Origin of the sequence: Calothrix sp. 336/3, from assembly GCF_000734895.2 — a bacterium.
Classification (GTDB): domain Bacteria; phylum Cyanobacteriota; class Cyanobacteriia; order Cyanobacteriales; family Nostocaceae; genus 336-3.
This window is the reverse complement of record NZ_CP011382.1, coordinates 846940-867275: the sequence shown is the minus strand read 5'-3', so window position 1 is coordinate 867275 and position 20336 is coordinate 846940. Positions and strand designations below refer to the sequence as shown.

Genomic DNA, 20336 nt, shown 5'->3' with positions numbered 1-20336 from the left:
TTAATTACTACCAAAGTATCCGTTCTGACGACCTTTTAAAGAAGTTGCAGAAGCTGTACCCGATTTGGCAATTTTAACACCCTCATAAGCGAGAGTTAATTCTTCAATGGCTACGCTAGAAGAATCTGCTGTGAGACTGGGTGCTTTCCAACCTACGGGTACTGCTCCAATTAGTGTCCAACATTGCATAGTTTCACCTGCTTGGTTGAATACTAAAATGTTGATATTCCGTCGTTCTATTGCCTTACTCTTGTCAGGTTTCATGACTTGAGATGCCCACTGCCAAAATACTAAATCATCGCTTAAACCGCGTTTTAGTGTCACTTCAGAAAACTCAGATTGCCCCAGAAAAATTCTTTGTTGGTCATTTACTCCACCTTCTTGATATGTTTCATATTTAACTTTGACACCTAATCCTTGACACTCACTAAAGGAAGCAGAAATAGTGCTTTCCATTCCCACATAAAAACGGTTAGCTGTGACTAAATTGAGTCCAAAAGACGTGCTTTCTTGCTTTTGCATAATTGTTTAATATCTAGTTCCGTATCCTTGGGAGCGTTCTTGAAGTTGACGTAGTTCTGTACGCAATAATTCATAGACGCGATCGCCAAGCTTTTTCTGCATCACTGGATCGTGCAAAATCTGTTCAGCTAGTTGTTTGAGTTCAGATTTTTGATTCATAATATTGCCTATATTTAACCCCTATTTCCCATTTCTCGAATTTTGCCAATTTCCTGTACCCAACGACGGCGATCGCCATGTTCTAAATCGAGAATTTCTCCTAGTGACCAGTTAAACTCAAATGCAATACAAGCTACCTCCTCGTGTAACTGTTCCAAGGGGTAGCTTATGACTCCCCCGACAATACTAATTCTGTCTGAAAACGATGATTACACTGGGGACAGTGGACAGGAATATCTATATTTCCCTGCTGATTAATCCGATTATAAAATTCCCGCAAATACCCTAAATCTAAACTAAATAAATTCTCTAATAATTCTGGTGAACACTGAGATAAATCACCTAGCCGCACAATCACCCGTGATAACATTACCAGCGCTGTATATGCTGTACTATCCTGTATTCTTCGGTCTTTACTGACGGCAATTTCATCCTTTGCCGTTGCTAAACGCATTACCCCATGACGATGAATATTTCCCTTTTCATCTATTAAGCCACGGGGGAGAAAAAAATCAAATTCTGTTGTCAACATACCAATAATTTAGCCAAAAATAACACCACAACTGGATTAATACAACTCTTGTTAAGAATAGTGACTATAGTCAAACTTCACAATTACATAACTCAAGATTGTTCTGAAAAAATAAATATCATCTAAAAAATCCATGATACTCTCAGTCAAAATCAAGCTGAGTTTATCACGAATTTATATCACCAATACTCAAAATTATATTTTCACCTCTCACCTTCTATTTTTCCGTAAATAGCAAATTAACAAAAGCGATATTTAGGATACTTGTGCAATCTCTTTTTCTGTAACTTGCAAATCTAATTCATTAATTTGACGATAAAACTTTTGTAGATAATTTAAATCGCAGGCAAATAAATCCTCAATTACCATTGGTGTCACCTCATCCAACGCTCCTAAACGAGTCATTACCCGTGAAAGAATCACTACTGTTGCATAAGCTGGATTTGACTTTACCCTAGGGTCACGTAAAGGGACAATTTCATCAATTGCTCGTGACAACCGCATCACACCTTTACGGTGAATATTCCCATCATGGTCAACATAACCTTTTGGTAAGGTAAATTCAAATTCTGTTTGCATAGTTGAAATCTGCTGATTGTTGAAAACTGATAAACAAAATTAGACGTTATGAAAATAACGCCACAAGGGTTTATGAAATATCAACTGAGAGCAATACAAGATTAATTTCAGAAAATTATCTCATGCCTCATGCAATAATGATGAGAATCATACTCTCTTTTCATAATTCATAAAACAACTTCTTCTCAATACTATTTAATTCGTTGAAACTCGTCAATAACCAATTCTATCTCTTCGACTTCAAAGTCTGAGGAATCAACTTTCACATCCGTAATTTTATATTTACTGGGCCATGCTCCTAAAAATCTAAATCTTGCCCTTTCTGTGCCACTCTGATCATAGAGAGTGATATCTCCATTGCGGCGCTGCTTTGCCCAATTCCCCATTTCTACAGCATTAAACCAATCCCATACAGCTTTAGAAATAGTCATCCCACGACGTAAATTCAAGTTACCGCTTTGGGAATTACCAGGCATTTTTGTCCGCATCATCCGACCGACTGCCGAAGCATTTTTACCCCACTTTTGGGGAGTTACTTGACAAAACTCAACGACATCTTGACTGCGTTCAAAACCTGAACATTCCATGAAGTAACCATCAATACGATCGTCACTACCATCAACACGAATTTCTAGATAAAACTTAGAAGAAGTTAAAATTTCGTAATCGTTATCTTTCACAAAACTCTTGATAATTTTAGATGAAAAGCTAATTGCTAATTCGACATATTATAGCAATCGCTGAAGGAATTAGGAAGCAACGAAATTATCAAATATTTATATAGATATAATTTCAACTCTGTTCCCTGTCACCACTCGACTTTCCCCATGGGCTAGCCTATCTCATGCTATATATGATTTCATGAGTGAATTAGCAATTAGCCATAAATTTCCAACTATTTAACTCGGCGCAATGACTCCATAGCAAACTCGACAGTTTCAATAAATAATTCAGTCGAACCTGCTTCCATTTTGGTAGTTTTATAGCTTTTAGGCATTACACCTTTCATATTCCAACGTGCAGCTTCATCTCCACCTTGGTTGTAAAGAATGATTGAACCATCTTTCAATTTTCCTTTGGTTTGGGTTCCACCACCAGTAGTTGGTTGGGAGTGAGACTGTTCAAACCATTGGAAAAGTCTTTTATCACCTGCGGTTCCCACATATTCAACGGTAATTGTACCGTTTTGTGTACCAGTTACTGTTGCTTGAATTTGAGATTTACCGCCTTTTGTGACACCATAGGGAGTTTGGTCACCAGCAGTTAGTAATTCAATGGAAATACCGCTAACTTTCTTGACGACTAAATCGGCTAAACCATCAAAATCAACAAAAAATTTTGAGCTAGCTAATAGTTCACCTTTTGCCATGGGAAAATTCCTTGATTTTTTGTGAGCTTGATTCCTATATAGATAGTAAAATTATTACCACCTACTAACCAGAATAAATAAATTATTAAGTTGTACGGTCAATTTGTTCGCAAACAATTTCCACAGTTTCTACAGCTAATTGATTGCTATCAGAAGCAAATTCTGAAACCTTGTAGGACTTAATCCAACCGTTGGTAATTTTCCAGCGCATAGTTTCTTGATCATCACTGTCATAGGCAACTAGGGCACCACTTTTGCGATTCTTTGCCCATTCACCCTTACCACCCTCACTTTTAGGCATGGTAGCTACCATCCAGTTATAAAAATCCATATCGCCTTCACTGAGATATACCTCAATGGTGAAATTAGGGTTTTGCTTAAAACCACCGGATGTCGTTTGCCAGAGAGTTTTTCCGTCCTTGGTAGAAGCTAGTGGTTTTTCGTGACCAGTAGTCTGTCCATCAAAGCTAAATTCCGCAGCACTTTTGACTAGTTTATCAGTCAGACCATCAAATTCAATATAGAATCTACTAGTAGGTATGGGTTTTAATTCGGGCATTTTTCACTTTCTCCAAATCTTTGAAAAACCAAAATGGGGGAGTTCAAAATCAAGAGTTAACCCTTGACTTTGAATTGGCAATTAATTATTGACCGGGTGCCCATTGGCTAATCCGGAAGATGACAAATTCTGCCGGACGAACTGGACATACACCAACTTCTACGTACAGACGACCCATCATCATGGTTTCATTGGTGTTGAGTTCACCATCGCACTTGACATAGAAAGCATCGGCAGCAGAACCACCAAATAATGCACCTTCACGCCATAGTTGCTCTAGGAAGTTGCTGACGGTACGTTTTACCCGTTCCCATAAATCCATGTCGTTTGGCTCGAATACCACCCACTGAGTACCAATTTCAATGGATTTTTCGATGTAGCTAATCAAGCGGCGAACACTGATATAGCGCCATTGAATATTATCGGGTTCTACTAGGGTACGAGCGCCCCATACTTTATAGCCCCGGTTGTAACTAGCAAAGTTACGAATACAGTTGATACCAACAGGGTTAAGTAATTCCTGTTCTCGCATATTAGTTTCATATGCCAAACCTAGTACACCCCGTGGAGTGTCGTTAGCAGGAGCCTTGAAGATACCGCGAGACTGGTCAGTGCGGCACCACAGACCCATCATGTGACCACTGGGAGGAACGAGGATTGGTTTGCCACCGTTACGAGGGTTAGCAACTTTAATCCAGGGGTAGTACAACGCACCATACATGGAGCGGCGATTAAATTCTTTCAACCAGGTATATACATCCTGGGGTTTTTGTTGGTCGGGGGTGACTGCCTTATTATCATTCTTGCCCGGTTTGACGGGGGGTGCATCCAATACAGCCATACGGAAAGCAGGACCAGGGAAGGAGTTTTCACACATACTCAGCATTGCTTCCATGATGCCGTGAACTTGATCCAAATCCATCAAGCCATCTTGGTAAACCCGCATCAGGTCAGGGCAAGCGACCATCGCGACATCATCAACTTCAAAGATACCTTGTAGTCCGGTTTTGTCGGTACGTGCACCTTGCATATCCCGTGCCATATGTTCTTGACGAGCAACATAGGGAGGGGGAGCAATTTCGTAGGAACCGTTAGAAGGACGACGGGATAGAGCTTGTCCAGTTTGGGAAATATTGGCAATGCTGATGAATTCGGAAGTTTCTAGGGCTGTAACTGCGTAGTCAGCGACTGCGGTTTCCACCTGGGGATTCATAGTCAGGTGGTCGTAGCGTTCCAGAATTTGGTCGCCGTTACGAACAACCACCGAGAAGTATTCACCAGTGTTGATGGGTGGTTCTGTACCTTCTGGTGCGTCTTCAGCTAGGGGTTTGGGTTCACTGTCGATGATGGAGACAATCAAGCGTCCACCAGCAGATGGTAGGGCAGGTAAGTTGCCTTCTGCTTCTGGCAACTGGAGATTGAACATTAAGGAAGGTTTGCCACCAGAGGTGAGTAACTTGGTGCCAAATTCTTCTGGTGCAGGTGTGGGAGAACCAGGTAGTTTGGTGCCAATGCTGACAACCCAACAACGACCACCACCATTATCAAACCAACCTTTAACAGCGAAGGGTAGGTAAGCGTCGAAATCGGTAAAACCGTCAGAACCTGGTTTGCCAAAATATTCGAGATATTGGCTCCAGTTGGTAACCATCATAGGTTTGAAGAGTTCAGCGTCACCTCGGACATCTTCGGAAAATCCGACAAAACCTGCAACGCTCATGCTAACGCCTTCGATGGGGCGACTACCACGGTCAACTTCCTCAACGTAGACCCCAGGAGCAAAGTAATCTAACGCCATTAGTAACCATCCTTCATGAATTGAGATGTGCTATGCACTGAGTTATGAGTGCATCAAAACTCTTCTATAGCCAAGGGGAATGGCTATATTTGTTGATTAGCTGAAATAGTTGATTTCGCCGAATAAAGCCAATGTGAGAGAAGTCAAGACTGTCAACCTTGTGCATGAATATTTTGGAGTCGGTGACATAGAGACTTTGATGGGCGATGCTTCAGTAGGAGCCGCCTGCGGCGATCGCTCCAGTGGGAGCTGTCTGGGGTGATGCTGCAATCAAAATCAACAGATACAGACAGGAAAAATATTCTAATTAGGACTCTGACAAGGGTTTGGCTTGTATTTAATACTTACTCTGGCTTGATTTGGGAGGTAGATAAGGTCAATATTTACTGATTAGATTTGCCAAGAATGCAGATATCTGCATCTGTAAAAATACAGAACGCATCTCGGCTATGGGTAAATATTTAGTCAATTAACTGTAAATAGTGTTTTCCATCAATTACTTGAAATAGTCAGCACATAGGTGATGATTTTCTCTTCGTAAAGCTTTCCCATCACTACTTAGGTGTTTGAATTTTGTGACCTGATCTATGTGATACCTAGTACAAAATGGCACAGTTTTTTTTAAACCGCCAGTTATTTACGAGATTTTGCTACATAATTTTTTCTAATACCTGGCAAATTACTGAATTAATGGTTGTGATGAATCGGAATTTACAGGTTTTAACTGAGGTAATTGCCCGGAAAAACAGAACTTTGAGGCTACTTACCTAGGTGCAAGTCAGGCAAATATAAAGTTTTTACCGAGTTGTAAAAATGGTAGGGTAGCCATAGACAATCATCAATTGCTTAGTTACAGTGGAATGGCAATAAATGCTGATTTTGCATTTGTCAACAATGAACACATATAAAGCTTTTTATCTAAGTAAAATAACTGTACGTGAGTAATTATTTAGCTGTTGCTACGGTGACAGCAATTTTACAGAGAATCTTGCAAGCTGCTGTTCAATCTGACATTGATGGTGTTCGTGTCACAACGGTGCAACCACGAAATATTGGTAACGGAACACCGGAAACGGGTATAAATTTATATATGTACCAGGTAGCGCGAAATCCGGCTCTGAATAATGCGGATACGTCTAATTTCCGTTCCAAGGGCACACCTATCAAGCGACAAACAGCTTTAGACTTGTATTACATTATCAGTTTTTACGGCAATGATACGGAGCTAGAACCCCAAAGATTACTGGGGAGTGTGACACGCACCTTTAACGATCGCTCGACAATTACACCGGAGTTAATTGAGGAAGCTATCCGCGATCCAACCTATCGATTTTTGGCAGATTCTAATTTGGCACAGCAGATACAGCATCTGGCGATAGTCCCTGTGGATATGAGCTTGGATAATCTATCTAAAGTTTGGTCAGTATTTTTCCAAGCCCCATACCTGTTATCTTTAGTATATAAAGTTACAGTCATGATGATTGATGGGGAAGAATCATTGCGGCGATCGCTCCCAGTAGCCAATCGGCAAATTGGTGGTGCGGTTCCCTTCCCTCAACGTCCGACAGTCGAGCAAGTGGTTTCTAGTCTCGGTAAACTAGAGCCAATTTTGGCTGATAGTAGTTTATCGATTCGCGGACAACATCTGGCTAGTCATGAGACTCTCGTGAAAATTGCTGGATTTGAGCTTTCTCCCTCCCAAGTCACGGATAACTTAATTTCCCTTTCCCTCGCTCACCTCCCGATTGATTTTTTGCGCGCAGGTGTCCAAGGTTTACAGGTAGTACATCGTATTCCCATCGGTGACGCAACAGTAAACCGTGGGCAACGCCCAGTGGAATCGAATGTTGCTCCCTTTGTGCTGCGTCCTACCATCAAAACATTTACTGTGACTGAGTTGCAGGGATTGGGGGAAGAAGTGCGATCGCTCACCCTATCAGTGCAGGTGGATGTAGTAGTTGGCAAAAAACAACGTGCCATCTTGATAATGAATGAATGGTCTACTACGGAAACAGTGGGGTATCAATTTGAAGCGAACCCCCGCAACTCTGACGTTGATACCATTGACTTCACCCTCACCGCAGTCAAACCCACGGAATACCTGCTGCGCTTACAAATCGATGGTGCAGAAAGTCTGCTGACGATGGATAACGATACAGTTAGCCCCACCTATGGCTGGTTCCATTCGCCCAGGGTGAGTATCGATTGACCCCTTAACACACAACTATGGATGCTGAAGAAATGCTAAGACAACAAATTGCAGAACAGGGCGAAATGATTAGCACCAATCTCTTGACAGAATTAGGGAATCGTGCAGTTGCGATGGGACTAATTGCTGGTCATGGTTTTCATGGTGGCAGGTATGAAATTTTACGTCAAGGTGAGGTGATGTTACTCTCACCCCAGGAAGCACAAAGTTATTTACAGGATTTAATTGCTGAGTCAGAGAAGTGATTACACCCAGTAGTGAGTGGCAATGGGCAAACCAACAATATTTGGTGGGGGAATTACAGCGTTTATATTCCTTGCTGGAGTCGCACACCGGTAGGGAGGGAAGTGTCGGGGGAGAAAGTCAGAGAAATTTCGCTGTTTTTGACTCCTTACCCCCATCCCTAGACTGTTTGTGTGAAAATTTGCGACTCTCGGATTTTGAGCGAGATATTTTGCTCCTATGTGCGGGTGTGGAATTAGATTCTCGTTTTGCTTCCCTGTATACGGAAATCACAGGTAATCCCCAACAAAACTATCCAACTTTTAGCTTGGCATTGGCTGTGTTACCACAACCAGAGTGGGGAGCGATCGCCCCCCAGGGAGCTTTAAGACGTTGGCATTTACTCGAAATTGGTGAGGGAAATGCCCTAACTAGTAGTATTTTGCGAATTGATGAATCGATTTTGCATTACCTGGCTGGTGTAGCTCATTTAGATCCCAGATTAGCTGCGATTGCCACACCCATGAAAACTAGGGAACTTGTACCATCCCATCGCCAAATCGTTGAGGAATTGGTGAAAACCTGGAGTTTCACATCTGAGCAGGAGGAATTATTGCCAATTCTCCAGCTGTGTGGTCATTATGGTAGCGAAGAAAGGGCGATCGCCACTGCTTGTTACCAGAAACTTAACTTCACACCCTACAGAATGACGGTGGAATCCCTACCCAGTGATACAGCCAATTTAAACTTGGTGAAATGTCTCTGGGAGAGGGAATTTGCTCTCAATCGTGTGGGATTAGTTTTGGAGTGCGACAACCCAGGAAGCTTAGATGCTAAACAACAGATGGCGATCGCCCAATTTCTTGACAGTGTGAATGCTCCTGTAATTATCATCAGTAGTGAACGCTACCCGCAAAAACATCGTTCTCTGATTGCCTTTGATGTCCATAGTCCCACCTCAGAGGAACAGCGTCTGCTATGGCATCAAGCCTTAAATGATATTGGTTGCAGTATTTCTCACCAAGAAGAACAGGTAGAATTACTAGTTTCCCACTTTAACCTCACCCCCGTTGCCATCCGCGCCGCCAGCCTCAAAGCCCAAGCCAAGCTACAATCTGACAGTTCTTCCTTCCACCTTTGGGAAATTTGCCGCACCCAAGCGCGCCCCCGCTTAGATGAGCTAGCCCAACGTATGGATTCAACGGCTGATTGGGATGACTTGGTATTACCAGAACGGGAAAAAAACGTCTTACGGGATGCCGCCGCCCAATTGCAACAACGTACTAAGGTGTACCAAACTTGGGGTTTTGGGGGCAAAAGCCAACGAGGACTAGGTATTAGTGCTTTGTTCGCTGGGGCAAGTGGTACAGGAAAAACCATGGCAGCCGAGGTACTGGCGCGGGAAATGCGATTAGATTTATACCGCATTGACTTAAGTGCTATTGTCAGTAAATATATTGGGGAAACTGAGAAAAATCTGGCACGAGTATTTGATGCGGCAGAAGCTGGTGGAGTGATTCTCCTATTTGATGAGGCAGATGCCATTTTTGGGAAGCGTTCCGAAGTCAAAGACTCCCGCGATCGCTATGCCAATATGGAAGTTGCCTACCTACTACAACGGATGGAAGCCTATCCAGGGCTATCGATTCTCACCACCAACCTGAAAAACTCCATCGATCAAGCCTTTCTCAGACGTATCCGGTTTATCATCCAGTTTCCCTTCCCCGATGTCACCCAACGAGCAGAAATTTGGCGGCGATCGTTCCCCTCCCATACACCCACCGAGGGTTTAGATCCCAATAAACTCGCTAAGTTGCAAGTCGCAGGGGGTAATATTCGTAACATTGCCCTGAATTCTGCCTTCATCGCCGCCCAAGCAGGGCAACCCATTCGCATGGAACATATTTTACAAGCTGCCCAGAGCGAATACATGAAAATGGAACGTCCCCTGACGGATGTAGAGGTGAAAGGGTGGATTTCTTCCTAGACAAATGTCATAAAAAATATTTACAAACAAGGAGTAAATTATGGCAGTTCAAGAAGTAACTAGATTATTCCGCAGCGTACAAGTTAACCCCAATCTCCGCGAGGAGTTAAATACAGCACCGACTGTGGAAGATTTTGTGAAAATGGCACAGGAATATGGCTACAACTTTTCCTTAGAGGAGTATCAAAAAGCCACAGGTTTTGTTGTGGAAGAGTATGAATGTGAGTTGTCAGAAATTCCTGGTATTTAGATTTTTACTATTTATAATTATCGGAATAAAAAGAGAGGGTAACTATCAACTTTTTACTCTCTCTTTAACTTATTGTATTAAGTAAATATCATAGCTATTCTTGGTTGTGCTTTTTGAGGTTATAACTCTGAGTAACTCGTTTAGCAAAACCTTGTAATTCTTGTTTTACATCGTCAGTTTTCGGCTGATCAACATTCAAGATTTTTTTCACAATTTGCAAGCCAGTGTCATTAGCTTCACTAGCTTTTCCTGCATTCTTCACAGATTCTAATTCTTTCCCTAACTTATTCATTTTTCTATCGGGATCTAACTTTTGTACATCCTCATTTGCCTGTTGTCCATAATGTTTTGCTTCGTTAGCTGCTCGATGAATATATTTACCTGCTTTCACCGCAGCATATCCATGTCCATCAGTTTCATGGCGAGTCAGTTCTTTAAAAGCATCACCAATATTTTCATTAAAAGCTTGCACATATTGATCGGCAGAAAAAGTCAGATTTGCCTTAATTTGTTTGGTACCCACAACGTGAGCTACACCACCTTCAGTTAAATATGCTTCATTGGCATAGGTTAATGATTCATTTATCATTGCTTTGACAGTTTGCGCCAGCATTTGTGCTTGTGCTTGTAATTGTTCAACATTCTTGGGATTTTGCAAAATTTGAGCATTGATAACTTTAATTTCATTACGTAATTCTTCTATTTCTAGTAATTTTTCTTCGTAAGCTCGGTTATGGGCAGCCAAGGTTTTATCAAATTCTTTATGTTCTGCTTCTTCTCGCTTCTGTTTGAGTTGAGCAATACTCAGTTTTTTTAATTCATCTTGAGGAATACTCTTATCTATTCCTTTGACAATAGTTTCTAGATATTTCCGATATTTCATTTCAGCATAGTCAAATTTTTCTTCCATTTCTTTTTTGATGGGAGATTCTGCTCCTAATCCGTCAACGGCATTTATTCTATAGGCTTGCCACTCTTCAATACTCATATACATTTGCATTTTTACGAGAGAATAAATCTCTTGTCCAATGACATCCATAGCATCAAAGCCACTTTGTAGTTCAAATTCTTTCGCTCCTTTTCCAGCTCTAACTTTGGTTGGATCTTTCTCTGTTCCTTGTTGGCTTTTTAATTTTTCAGCTTTTTCCTTTTCCTGTGGCGAGAGATTTTTTTGTTTTTCTGGGTCATTGAAATTATCAATTAATTCTTGATTTTTCTTAGCAGTACTTTTTTTGACACCAACATCATTCCCGGGGCTAAATACGTCAGGAAGAAAATCTTTTGAATAAACATTCACATCAAAGAAAGTTCCAGCTTCATAGCCAAATTGCTGTTTAAATAGCTGGTTAAATATTTTCACTGCAAATTCTGTGCCATCTCCCTTGAGATTGTAATCAATATCAGAAGTCGGAGATTGACTACCTGGAGCGCTAAATTTAACTGGTTTTGGCTCTCCTAGTGAACCAGCTTCCAAGCCATTTTGCTTTTCTAAATTTTGATTTTTAGCTTTGACATACTCTGATGTTTGAGCGACAACTTCCTGAACTAATTTTGATTTATCTCCAACCATTTGCCCTCGAAAATCAACCAAGAATAGCATTGTCTCCTTAGTGATTTTTTCTTGACGGTAGTATTGACGAGCTTCTTCCCATTTACCTTGACATTGGTTGTTCAAAAAGCTCAGGGGGTTATCCTTTGCCAGTTGGTTTAAATCTACTTGTGCAACTGCTTCCGGAGCGCTTCCTGACGCGACTGATTCATCATCCTTGCCTCCTTTTGCCTGTATTACTTCCTTACTGGAAGCTTGCACCCCAATATTACCGAAGTTGTGCCCAACATTACTAACTACTCCAGAGGCTGTTTGTGTGATTGAATCAGCGAAGGGTCGAGTTTGTAAATGGCTTGTAGATTCAGGAGCTTGATTTGCTGGAGATTCAGTAGTTTTTTTCTGTAATTGCTTTGGCATATTGCTAAATATGTTGATAACTCCATAACCATTCTATTTTGGCATTGAGTGTTTTATTTACACATAAAGCAATACAAAATCAGTATAATCACGGGTTGATAAATTAAGGCGATTTGAGCGATCGCCGATATTTTGTCCTATCCATAGGAGCGATCGCCAGTGCTTTGCCTTATGTTTCTATTGTGGCGATCGCCCTGCTCAGGACTTCTAGAATTTCAGGGTTAAGAAAGAATTTTGCTATGATATCTACACTCATAAGGCAATGTGAATCTTTAAGGAACACAATGAAGAAGGTTACACTTACGGAATTGAGTAATAATATCGATCGTCTACTGGATGAGGTTCTAGAAACAGGTATCCCATTAGAAATTAGCAAAAATGGCAAGTTGTTAAAAATTGTTCCTGTAGAAAAGAAAGATAAACTGAAAAATTTGACTTTTAAACCTGATGTTATTCCAGGAAATCCAGATGATTTAGTGAATATTAGTTGGGAACAGGAGCTTAATATTGATTTATCTTGATACTCATGTAGTAGTATGGCTATATTCTGGTTTGACAGATAAATTAACTGATATTGCTAAAACTTTAATTAATGACAATGAAGTTTATATATCGGCAATTATTCGACTAGAGTTGCAGTATTTATATGAGATAAAACGTATTACATCTGAACCGGATGTGATTATTTCTAATTTGTCCGAGCAGATTGATTTAAAGATATGTAACAAAAACTTTCATGATATTATTACCATGAGTTTAATGCTTACTTGAACTCGTGACCCTTTTGACCGAATTATCACGGTAAATGCTCTGTTAAACAACAATATATTACTGAGCAAAGACCAAAATATTCTGAATAATTATCTGTATGCAAAATGGTACGATTGAAAGTCTGCATCTTATACTTCTTTTTAGTCTAGGAGTTGCGATCGCTGCACATTAACCATCCTAAACGAGCGATCGCTGTTGAATTCATGTTGGTCTTATTTTCCCATCGGACTAAAAATTAGTTTGAGAGCGAATTTCTTGGAGAATATCTGAAATTTCTGCTTCTGATTGAATATGCTTTGCCAGAACTTGAGCAGTAGCCTCTAGCACACGGTTAGAAAATAACTTAGCGACATCTTGGCGTAAACCTTGCCCAATATAAAATTTCAGTAATGCATCCCTTGACATATCTCGACTGTCTGCTATTTTTTTCAGAGATTCTAAAGTATCTTTGGGTATTTCTAGGGATACTGTTTCATTTGGACGTGGGTGGACTTGTAATATAAATTCCTCTTCAGGATTGTTCATAAAGTTTTCTCTCTGTACGAGTTGCAAGACGAGCAGAAATAATGCGGGTTCGTAATCCACGTTCTACATAAACTACAAGCAACAGACGTTGTTCAAGGGAATACCCAATAATAAAAGTGCGTAGTTTGGTGCTAGAAGCATTGATAGGGTTTGCATCGCCAGTTTGGTAGAAGGGGTCAAAGAAAACCTCTGTGGCTTCTTCAAAGGTAACACCATGTTTTTCAATATTGCTTTGCGCTTTGTTGCTATCCCACTCAAATTCAACACCTTGTAGGCGGTAAACAATATCCATACCTTCATTTTATCACCAGGGCGATCGCCAGTATTTTGTAGTATTCCTATGAGCGATCGCCAGTATTTTGTATTACCCTTCGATTTGGGCGATCGCCTGTTGCCAATTTAAAAATGTTACATCCTAAAAATTAGGTTAATTGGATCGACTACACAATCTCTGATAGCTCTAACAGGATTTACTCATTCAAAAACTTGATTGCCAATTCTAAACTTTGTTCTCCTTGAGCTACTGACTCAATTAAGCTACTCATTGAATCAAGTGCGAACATCCATAATAAAAAAGTTTCCAAAAACTCTTCCAAATCAATCGTTTTAAACTTTCCTAGGGCATTAACATATTTGAATGTTACTGTATGCTGATCATTTAAACAAAATGCGCCAATGGGAATTTTGAGATTAATAGCTGCTAATAACTCTGCAACAATCGCACGGTTTGAAGAAGATTCAACAGAAATGGGGGTTTCACAGTAAAACTGCAAAAGCTTTAGTGTCTCAACGTCAGAATCATCAAGGGGAATAAACATGATACTAACAATACGCGATCGCCCCAGACTATCTGTTTCTATATTGACAACTAGGGTATCAATAGGAGTATCAACTGAACGCTCTAAGATCTGACAATCCAAATCCAATTCTGCTTTAATCGCTGCCTCAAGTTGTTGAAGTTCAAATAAGTCTTTTGCTTGATTAATAAAATTACTCATGGTGATTCTCTAAGTTTATTCCCAAATCTTCCCAATGTATCAACGCTGTTTCATCGCCTCAACAAGCATTTCTACTTGAGTTTGTGGATTATGTTTCACTGCAAGCCACATGCCATAATTTACTCCAGTTGCACGGATATATTTTTCCAATTGCTTTTCTCTTACAGTATCCCCTGGAGTGAGAGTTGATACTTGCTGATAAACGAATCTAGCATGTTCTGCATATTCTTTATGTTTATTCATACTAGATTTATTGTCAGAGCCATTACCTCGATTGCGATATAACTTTTGGACAAACTTAGCACTACCATGCACAACCTTATACCCTGCTGAAGCAGCTTTAACACCCTGTCCAATAGCAGCCCCAATACCAGTTGCCCCCACTGCAATAGTCACAATATCTCCAGCCATACTGACTAATTCTAAAATCACGTCAGTCCATCCACCAACTTGACGCTTCTGATTAATCTCAGACATTTTGTCAACATACTCGTATGTATCAATCTTTTGATCAACTTCTGCAAGAGACTTAACTGTCGTTTCACGGAGTTCATCAACTGTTTTCGGCTGTCCCATTAAAGTTTTGAGCTTGTCTTTTATTCCTCCATCTAAAGCCGTTGAATCAATATGATTCTTGATTGCTGCATGACCATCTTTTGTTGGTTGTTCCGTTTCGTCCTTAGTCTTTGGACCAATATATGAAGATTGTAAATTCTGATCCTCTACTTCAACTGATCCTAATTGAGTTTGAGCAAAAGTAGCTATTCCTTTAATTGCTTCTCGGACTGGTTTCTTAGTGCGGAAGTATGTCTTGTAAGCTGGGAAAGTGCCACGTCTATCTTTATCAAAAATTTTGGAGTTATCAACGTTGTCTTCATTAGGTAATCCCTCTCCTAATGTAGAAGCGATGTCTAGCCTTAGAGGATCTGCTGCTCCCAGCATATCACTCTTGGTATTGCCAGCTTTAATGGCATCCCATAGCCGTATCAACAAGTTAATTGCTGATACGGCTATACCCAGTGCAGGGACTGTATAGATAATGGACATCGGGATGCCGTTACCAATAATGTCAAATGCATTTTTTGCGACTTTAGCTGCACTGCCAGCGGCTTCAACAAGTGCTTTAAAGGTAACTAATGCATCTTTGCCTTTTTCATCGCTTTGAGATTTGAATAATTTATAAATACCAATTACTCCCATTGCCGCATTTTTGACTCCGCTCAAACCATCTGCGATCGCCCCTGTAATTTTTCCTGCGACATCAGACTCACCCACTCCATCTTTAGCCCCACTTGCTTTGGCGATCGAATCAACAATTTTTGTTGCCCCAGATGTACTTTTACCTAAAGACTCCACAAAACCATAACCTGCCTCAAGATTTTCCCAAGCAGTTTTATCTCGGCTAATCTTGAGCGCATTGCCAGCCATGCCAAATAAACCAGTTAGAGCATCACCAGTTCCTGAAACAATATCTAAACCTGACTTAGCATCAAAAGTCGTGGTATTTTTGCTACCATCAATATCATTGAGCTTACCATTTTGGTTGCTCTTGAGTGAGTTTACTTCTAGTCCACCTGCTATTGCATCGAACCCTCCACCAAATTTGTCTGTCGGCTCTTGAACGCTCTCTATATTACCCGTTGCATTACCATCAAAATCTGGATCAATAGGATTTGTTAATACCCTTTTGAAAACAATTTTACTTTTGCGAATATAGCCTGTCTTACCGCCAGCTTTAGCGCCAACCCATTCTCCACTAGCCTTTGAATCACTTTCATCTGCTTCGATTTCATCACCAGCTTTTAATTTTTTTCCACCTTTGACAGTTCCTGTATCCTCATCTGATGAACCTATATTATGTAATTGGGCTGTGTCATTAACATATGCAGGCTCAAAAGCTGCTTGCAATGAAATGGATTGAGTATTAGTAATGGGGAACTGTTGTGATTCTGACTGAGTTGACTTCTTTGTAAGCTTTCTTTGAACAGGTTTGTTCGTCTTTACAGATGTGCCTCCTTGCTGCACAACATGAGTTAGTTCATGGGCAATCAGTTCTTGCCCACCTCGACTGCTCGGCTCATACGCCCCCTGACGAAAGAATACATCCTGACCTGTCGTAAACGCCTTTGCCTGAATAGATCTGTTTAACTGGTCAGACTGCGAATCAGTATGAACCTTTACCCCACTAAAATCTGCCCCCATCGCCTGCCCCATCGACCGTTGCAAAGCTGGGTCTAATGCTTGTCCACCGCCCCTAGCACTATTAATAGCTGATTCTAAATCGGTTGATGTTTGTCCTCCATCAACAGCTCCACGACGTTGCAGCAGAGGTTTCATTTGCAATTCTTCTTCCTCTGGTACTTCCACACGTTGGATGGAATTTACCAAAGGTTTCATTTGGAGTTCTTCCTCTTCTGGTGCTTCCACACGTTGTACTGTCTCTTTATGCTTGGGAGACATTGTTTGGGGTTGATTTATGCGCTGTACCACATCTGCTGCTACGCGATCGGCTTCTTGCTCATATTTGTCCCCAGGTTGCCCGATGGTTAGCTTTGCCTGTATGGGAACTGTACTAGAGGTTTGTAGGGATAGGTTGCCAAAACTGTAACTCAGCTTATTGCCTGTTGTTGATGGAGCAGTGGCATTTGCTTGAGTAGCTGCAAAGGGTCGTGTTTGTAAATATTCTGACGTACTAGCTGTAGCGGTTTCTGTACGATCAGCATTTTTTTGTAGTCTTTGCTGTTCAGACATAAATTATTAATTAATTTTAGAAGTTAAAAATATAACCATTACAGTTTGGCATAGCCTAAGGGTTTTTACAGGCCAGTACTATTAACTATTTTTTATCAATCGAGTGTCTGATATTTTTCTACGTGTATTTACAGTATTTTTGTAGACATCACTTTAAAAATATATTTTTAATCAGTATTAATACGGTAGCAATACGTAACAAGCTTGATATAGAAGGAAAAATAAAAATTAGTTTTAGTGTAAAAAAGTATTTTTAGTCACTGTAAATAATTTGCGGTTACTGAAAACACTGTGTAAGATTGTTATTTAAAAATCGGTAATAATGCGATGACTTCACGGAGAGCAATACGCAAAGCGTCAAACATCCAGCTATTCAGCAAATTTAGATGTCATTGATAATACTGATAAGTATCCTGAAATTCAGGTAAATTACCTATGTTAGAAGCCAACAGCAGCAATCATCTCGGTCAAGGATTAGCATTTCCACTGCAAGTAAATCTCCAGGGAAATCTGAGATTGAGTCCTCAAGTACCCAATATTGAGGAGTCGATGTTAGTTATCCTACGGACACATTTTGGAGAACGGGTTTATCGACCAGATTTTGGTTCCCGTTTGGGAGAGTTAGTCTTTGCACCGATGAATACCCAGACATTGCTGTTGGCAAAGTTATATACCCAAGAAGCATTAAGCAAATGGGAGCCACGAATAGTTATAGATGCAATACGTACTGAGGCAGATCCGGTGCGCGATCGCATTGACATCATCATCGAATATCACCCCACAGATAGTCATGAACAACGTAGTTTAGTCTATCCATTTTATTTAAATGGGTGATGGAGATTGACAAATAGCCTTTCTTCCTTCCCATTAGACGCAAATAAACCCTTCCCAAGTCTGATGACTCAAAACCATGGATTTTAACTTTCTGTCGAAGTTACCCAAGTCAGATTTAGACGATCGCACTTTTCAAGATTTAGTGGAAGAGTGTGTGTTGCGAATTCCCCGTTATTGTCCAGAGTGGACAAACTTTAACCCTGGCGATCCGGGGATGACAATGGTGGAATTATTTGCTTGGTTAACTGATCAGATGATGATGCGGTTTAACCAAGTTCCGCGACGGAATTATGTGACGTTTTTAGAAATGTTAGGTATTCGGTTGCAACCACCCGCACCGGCACAAACTGAATTAACCTTTTATTTGAGTGCCCCTCACTCTAACGCCTACGTAATTTCCGCAGGAGTAGAAGTAGCAACGCTCCGCACAGAAAAAGAAGAAGCCATCGTTTTTAGTACAGATCGAGATTTGGTGATTGCTTGCCCAGAAATTACCCATTTTTTGACAGCGCAGACAGCAGAACATATTCCCCAGTTACTGCGCGATCGCCTAACCAACACCTGGAGCAAAAATGGTGATGGCATATGGGAAGGGAGAAAGCAATCGATTTTTGAGGAGCAACCCCAACCAGGTAATTGTTTTTACGTGGTTCTCAGTCCCGATCAACCCCTGGAAGGGAACGTGATTGCGGTGAAACTTCAGGGGGAAACCGCAACAGCTACGGGTATTAATCCCGACAATCCACCCCGACGTTGGGAAGCTTGGGATGGTGAGGATTGGGTGACAGTACTGTTACAGGAAGCAGATGATAGTAGCAAAGGTTTCAGCTTCAACGAGAGTGGGCAAGGAGTAAATACCCTGGCAGAGGGGGATGTGGTGTTACACCTACCGCAAACTTTCCCCAATAGTTATTTTGCTGCCTATCAAGGGAGATGGTTGCGCTGTACTTATACATTGCCATCGGGAATACAATCAGGTTATTTGCGATCGCCCCAATTATCAGGGATGGGAGTGAAAGCCATTGGTGGAACCGTGGCAGCGAGTCAATGTACCTTGGTTGCCGATGAAGTTTTGGGAATCAGCGATGGTACACCAGGGCAAAAATTTCAATTGCAAAACGGCTCCATTTTACCCCGTCGTCAGGGTGAACATCTAATTGTTCTGCCTCCCGGAGGACTGCCGGAAATCTGGCAAGAGGTAAGTGATTTTGCGGATTCCCAGGAGCAAGACCGACACTACATAATTGATGACCAAACCGGAGAAGTTCAGTTTGGGTTTGTGATTCGTCAGTCGAACCAAATCCGTGAGGATACGCAATTACGGGCAAAGATACAGGTCAATGGTGCAACATCTCTCCAGGTACAGGAACAAGTCGCAGAAGTGCAACGCATGGAACGACAATATGGCGCAATTCCTCCCAGGGGTTCCCAAATTCGCATGGCGCTGTATCGCACCGGAGGAGGGCGTAAGGGTAACGTCCAAGCCCATACCCTGGAAACACCCAAAACCGCCATTCCGTACGTTGAAAAGGTGACAAATCATGTGCCCGCGAGAAATGGAGCCGATGCCGAAACCCTAGACGAAGCTGTGATGCGTGTACCTCGGATACTGCGAACCCGCGATCGCGCTGTCACCCCCGAAGACTTTGAAACCCTAGCTTTACAAGGAGGTAAAGGGGCGATCGCCCGTGCCTATTGTCCACCCCGCTCCAACAACGAAACCAGTAGGGGAGTTGTGGATTTACTGATTGTTCCCCAAGCGAATACGGACAGTATTTTCTATGGTGAAGGTATTAATCCCCAACAATTCGCCCTCAATCTTTCCCTGAAAACCCAACTCCTCAACTACCTAGATGAGCGACGGTTACTCGGTGTGGAAGTGCGTTTGCAAGAACCGGAATATGTCGGTGTTGCCGTACAAGCAGAGGTGGGATTATACCCCGAATACAGCAACCGCCAAGCACAGCAATCTGTTCTGCAAAAGTTACAGGTTTCCCTCTATCACTTCCTTAACCCCCTCACCGGAGGAGTCAACGGTACGGGATGGGAATTTGGAGCCTGTGTTTATCCCTCGGACATTATCAGTTTGTTCCAGAAAACAGAAGGTGTGCGCTACCTGGGCACGATTTTGTTATTTGAACTACGCAAAGAAGGTTCCTCTTGGTTCCGCTCCCTTGCCCCTGGTGGTATTGTCAACCCCACCCCCCAAGGGCTTATTTGCTCCTGGGCAGACAATCAACTTCGTTCCAGTCACACAATTACTTTGATTTAGGTAATGGGTGATGGGTAATAATTTGAGGGATAT

General features: G+C 41.4%; 23 protein-coding genes. 9 read left to right on the top strand and 14 right to left on the bottom strand.

Annotated features, from left to right (window positions below; all coding sequences use genetic code 11):
• From IJ00_RS03500 to IJ00_RS03470, 9 genes are all read right to left on the bottom strand, one after another.
• Positions 1-522: a phage tail protein gene (locus IJ00_RS03500; protein WP_035150092.1), complete on the bottom strand. Its 522-nt coding sequence runs from the start codon at positions 520-522 to the stop codon at positions 1-3.
• Between the two features lie 6 nt (positions 523-528).
• Positions 529-681 (bottom strand): hypothetical protein, encoded by a 153-nt coding sequence (locus tag IJ00_RS28710; protein ID WP_168163411.1) that lies wholly within the window; start codon positions 679-681, stop codon positions 529-531.
• Positions 682-695: 14 nt separating this feature from the next.
• Complete coding sequence (locus tag IJ00_RS28705; protein WP_168163410.1) at positions 696-839, bottom strand: DUF6760 family protein; 144 nt, start codon at positions 837-839, stop codon at positions 696-698.
• An 8-nt stretch (positions 840-847) separates the two neighbouring features.
• Positions 848-1213: a hypothetical protein gene (locus tag IJ00_RS03495; RefSeq protein WP_035150089.1), complete on the bottom strand. Its 366-nt coding sequence runs from the start codon at positions 1211-1213 to the stop codon at positions 848-850.
• Between the two features lie 255 nt (positions 1214-1468).
• Entirely contained in the window at positions 1469-1792 is a 324-nt protein-coding gene (locus IJ00_RS03490; RefSeq protein ID WP_035150087.1) for a hypothetical protein, read from the bottom strand.
• 191 nt (positions 1793-1983) lie between these two features.
• Positions 1984-2472 (bottom strand): phage tail protein, encoded by a 489-nt coding sequence (locus tag IJ00_RS03485; RefSeq protein WP_035150086.1) that lies wholly within the window; start codon positions 2470-2472, stop codon positions 1984-1986.
• 215 nt (positions 2473-2687) lie between these two features.
• Complete coding sequence (locus tag IJ00_RS03480) at positions 2688-3161, bottom strand: phage tail protein (RefSeq protein WP_035150084.1); 474 nt, start codon at positions 3159-3161, stop codon at positions 2688-2690.
• Positions 3162-3246: 85 nt separating this feature from the next.
• Positions 3247-3720 (bottom strand): phage tail protein, encoded by a 474-nt coding sequence (locus IJ00_RS03475; RefSeq protein WP_035150082.1) that lies wholly within the window; start codon positions 3718-3720, stop codon positions 3247-3249.
• Between the two features lie 85 nt (positions 3721-3805).
• On the bottom strand, positions 3806-5518 hold the full coding sequence (locus tag IJ00_RS03470; protein WP_035150080.1) for a phage tail sheath C-terminal domain-containing protein: 1713 nt from the start codon (positions 5516-5518) through the stop codon (positions 3806-3808).
• Positions 5519-5627: 109 nt separating this feature from the next.
• Here IJ00_RS03470 and IJ00_RS28700 point away from each other — a divergent pair, with 109 nt between their 5' ends.
• From IJ00_RS28700 to IJ00_RS03450, 5 genes are all read left to right on the top strand, one after another.
• A complete protein-coding gene (locus IJ00_RS28700; RefSeq protein WP_168163409.1) occupies positions 5628-5780 on the top strand; it encodes a hypothetical protein in 153 nt (50 codons plus the stop codon).
• Between the two features lie 675 nt (positions 5781-6455).
• Entirely contained in the window at positions 6456-7727 is a 1272-nt protein-coding gene (locus IJ00_RS03465) for a DUF4255 domain-containing protein (protein ID WP_035150078.1), read from the top strand.
• 17 nt (positions 7728-7744) lie between these two features.
• Positions 7745-7972, top strand: a complete 228-nt coding sequence (locus IJ00_RS03460; protein ID WP_035150077.1) for a hypothetical protein — start codon at positions 7745-7747, stop codon at positions 7970-7972.
• Positions 7969-9936 carry an ATP-binding protein gene (locus IJ00_RS03455; protein WP_082127248.1) on the top strand — a complete coding sequence of 656 codons (1968 nt, stop codon included), beginning with the start codon at positions 7969-7971 and terminating at the stop codon, positions 9934-9936. The genes IJ00_RS03460 and IJ00_RS03455 overlap by 4 nt, the downstream gene beginning before the upstream one ends.
• Positions 9937-9976: 40 nt before the next feature.
• A complete protein-coding gene (locus IJ00_RS03450; protein ID WP_035150075.1) occupies positions 9977-10186 on the top strand; it encodes a Nif11-like leader peptide family natural product precursor in 210 nt (69 codons plus the stop codon).
• A 94-nt stretch (positions 10187-10280) separates the two neighbouring features.
• On the opposite strand, the gene IJ00_RS03445 is transcribed toward IJ00_RS03450, so the two are convergent.
• Positions 10281-12152: a hypothetical protein gene (locus tag IJ00_RS03445; protein WP_035150072.1), complete on the bottom strand. Its 1872-nt coding sequence runs from the start codon at positions 12150-12152 to the stop codon at positions 10281-10283.
• 284 nt (positions 12153-12436) lie between these two features.
• On the opposite strand from IJ00_RS03445, the gene IJ00_RS03440 reads away from it, so the two are divergent.
• On the top strand, positions 12437-12673 hold the full coding sequence (locus IJ00_RS03440) for a type II toxin-antitoxin system Phd/YefM family antitoxin (protein ID WP_035150069.1): 237 nt from the start codon (positions 12437-12439) through the stop codon (positions 12671-12673).
• Positions 12660-12923: a PIN domain-containing protein gene (locus IJ00_RS29530; RefSeq protein WP_339366863.1), complete on the top strand. Its 264-nt coding sequence runs from the start codon at positions 12660-12662 to the stop codon at positions 12921-12923. Before IJ00_RS03440 ends, IJ00_RS29530 begins: the two co-directional genes overlap by 14 nt.
• A gap of 228 nt (positions 12924-13151) precedes the next feature.
• On the opposite strand, the gene IJ00_RS03430 is transcribed toward IJ00_RS29530, so the two are convergent.
• The 4 genes from IJ00_RS03430 to IJ00_RS29375 all read right to left on the bottom strand — a co-directional run bounded on the left by IJ00_RS03430 (position 13152) and on the right by IJ00_RS29375 (position 17197).
• Positions 13152-13448 carry a hypothetical protein gene (locus tag IJ00_RS03430; protein WP_035150067.1) on the bottom strand — a complete coding sequence of 99 codons (297 nt, stop codon included), beginning with the start codon at positions 13446-13448 and terminating at the stop codon, positions 13152-13154.
• Positions 13435-13740, bottom strand: a complete 306-nt coding sequence (locus tag IJ00_RS03425; RefSeq protein ID WP_035150065.1) for a BrnT family toxin — start codon at positions 13738-13740, stop codon at positions 13435-13437. The genes IJ00_RS03430 and IJ00_RS03425 overlap by 14 nt, the downstream gene beginning before the upstream one ends.
• Positions 13741-13918: 178 nt before the next feature.
• Positions 13919-14446 (bottom strand): hypothetical protein, encoded by a 528-nt coding sequence (locus IJ00_RS03420; protein ID WP_035150063.1) that lies wholly within the window; start codon positions 14444-14446, stop codon positions 13919-13921.
• A gap of 39 nt (positions 14447-14485) precedes the next feature.
• Positions 14486-17197: a DUF4157 domain-containing protein gene (locus tag IJ00_RS29375; RefSeq protein ID WP_052754373.1), complete on the bottom strand. Its 2712-nt coding sequence runs from the start codon at positions 17195-17197 to the stop codon at positions 14486-14488.
• Positions 17198-17632: 435 nt separating this feature from the next.
• Here IJ00_RS29375 and IJ00_RS03410 point away from each other — a divergent pair, with 435 nt between their 5' ends.
• Together IJ00_RS03410 and IJ00_RS03405 are read left to right on the top strand one after the other, a co-directional pair.
• The gene (locus IJ00_RS03410; protein ID WP_035150061.1) at positions 17633-18031 is read left to right on the top strand and encodes a GPW/gp25 family protein; all 399 of its coding nucleotides are present in this window, start codon (positions 17633-17635) and stop codon (positions 18029-18031) included.
• 76 nt (positions 18032-18107) lie between these two features.
• Entirely contained in the window at positions 18108-20303 is a 2196-nt protein-coding gene (locus IJ00_RS03405; protein WP_035150058.1) for a putative baseplate assembly protein, read from the top strand.
• Positions 20304-20336 lie beyond the last annotated feature (33 nt).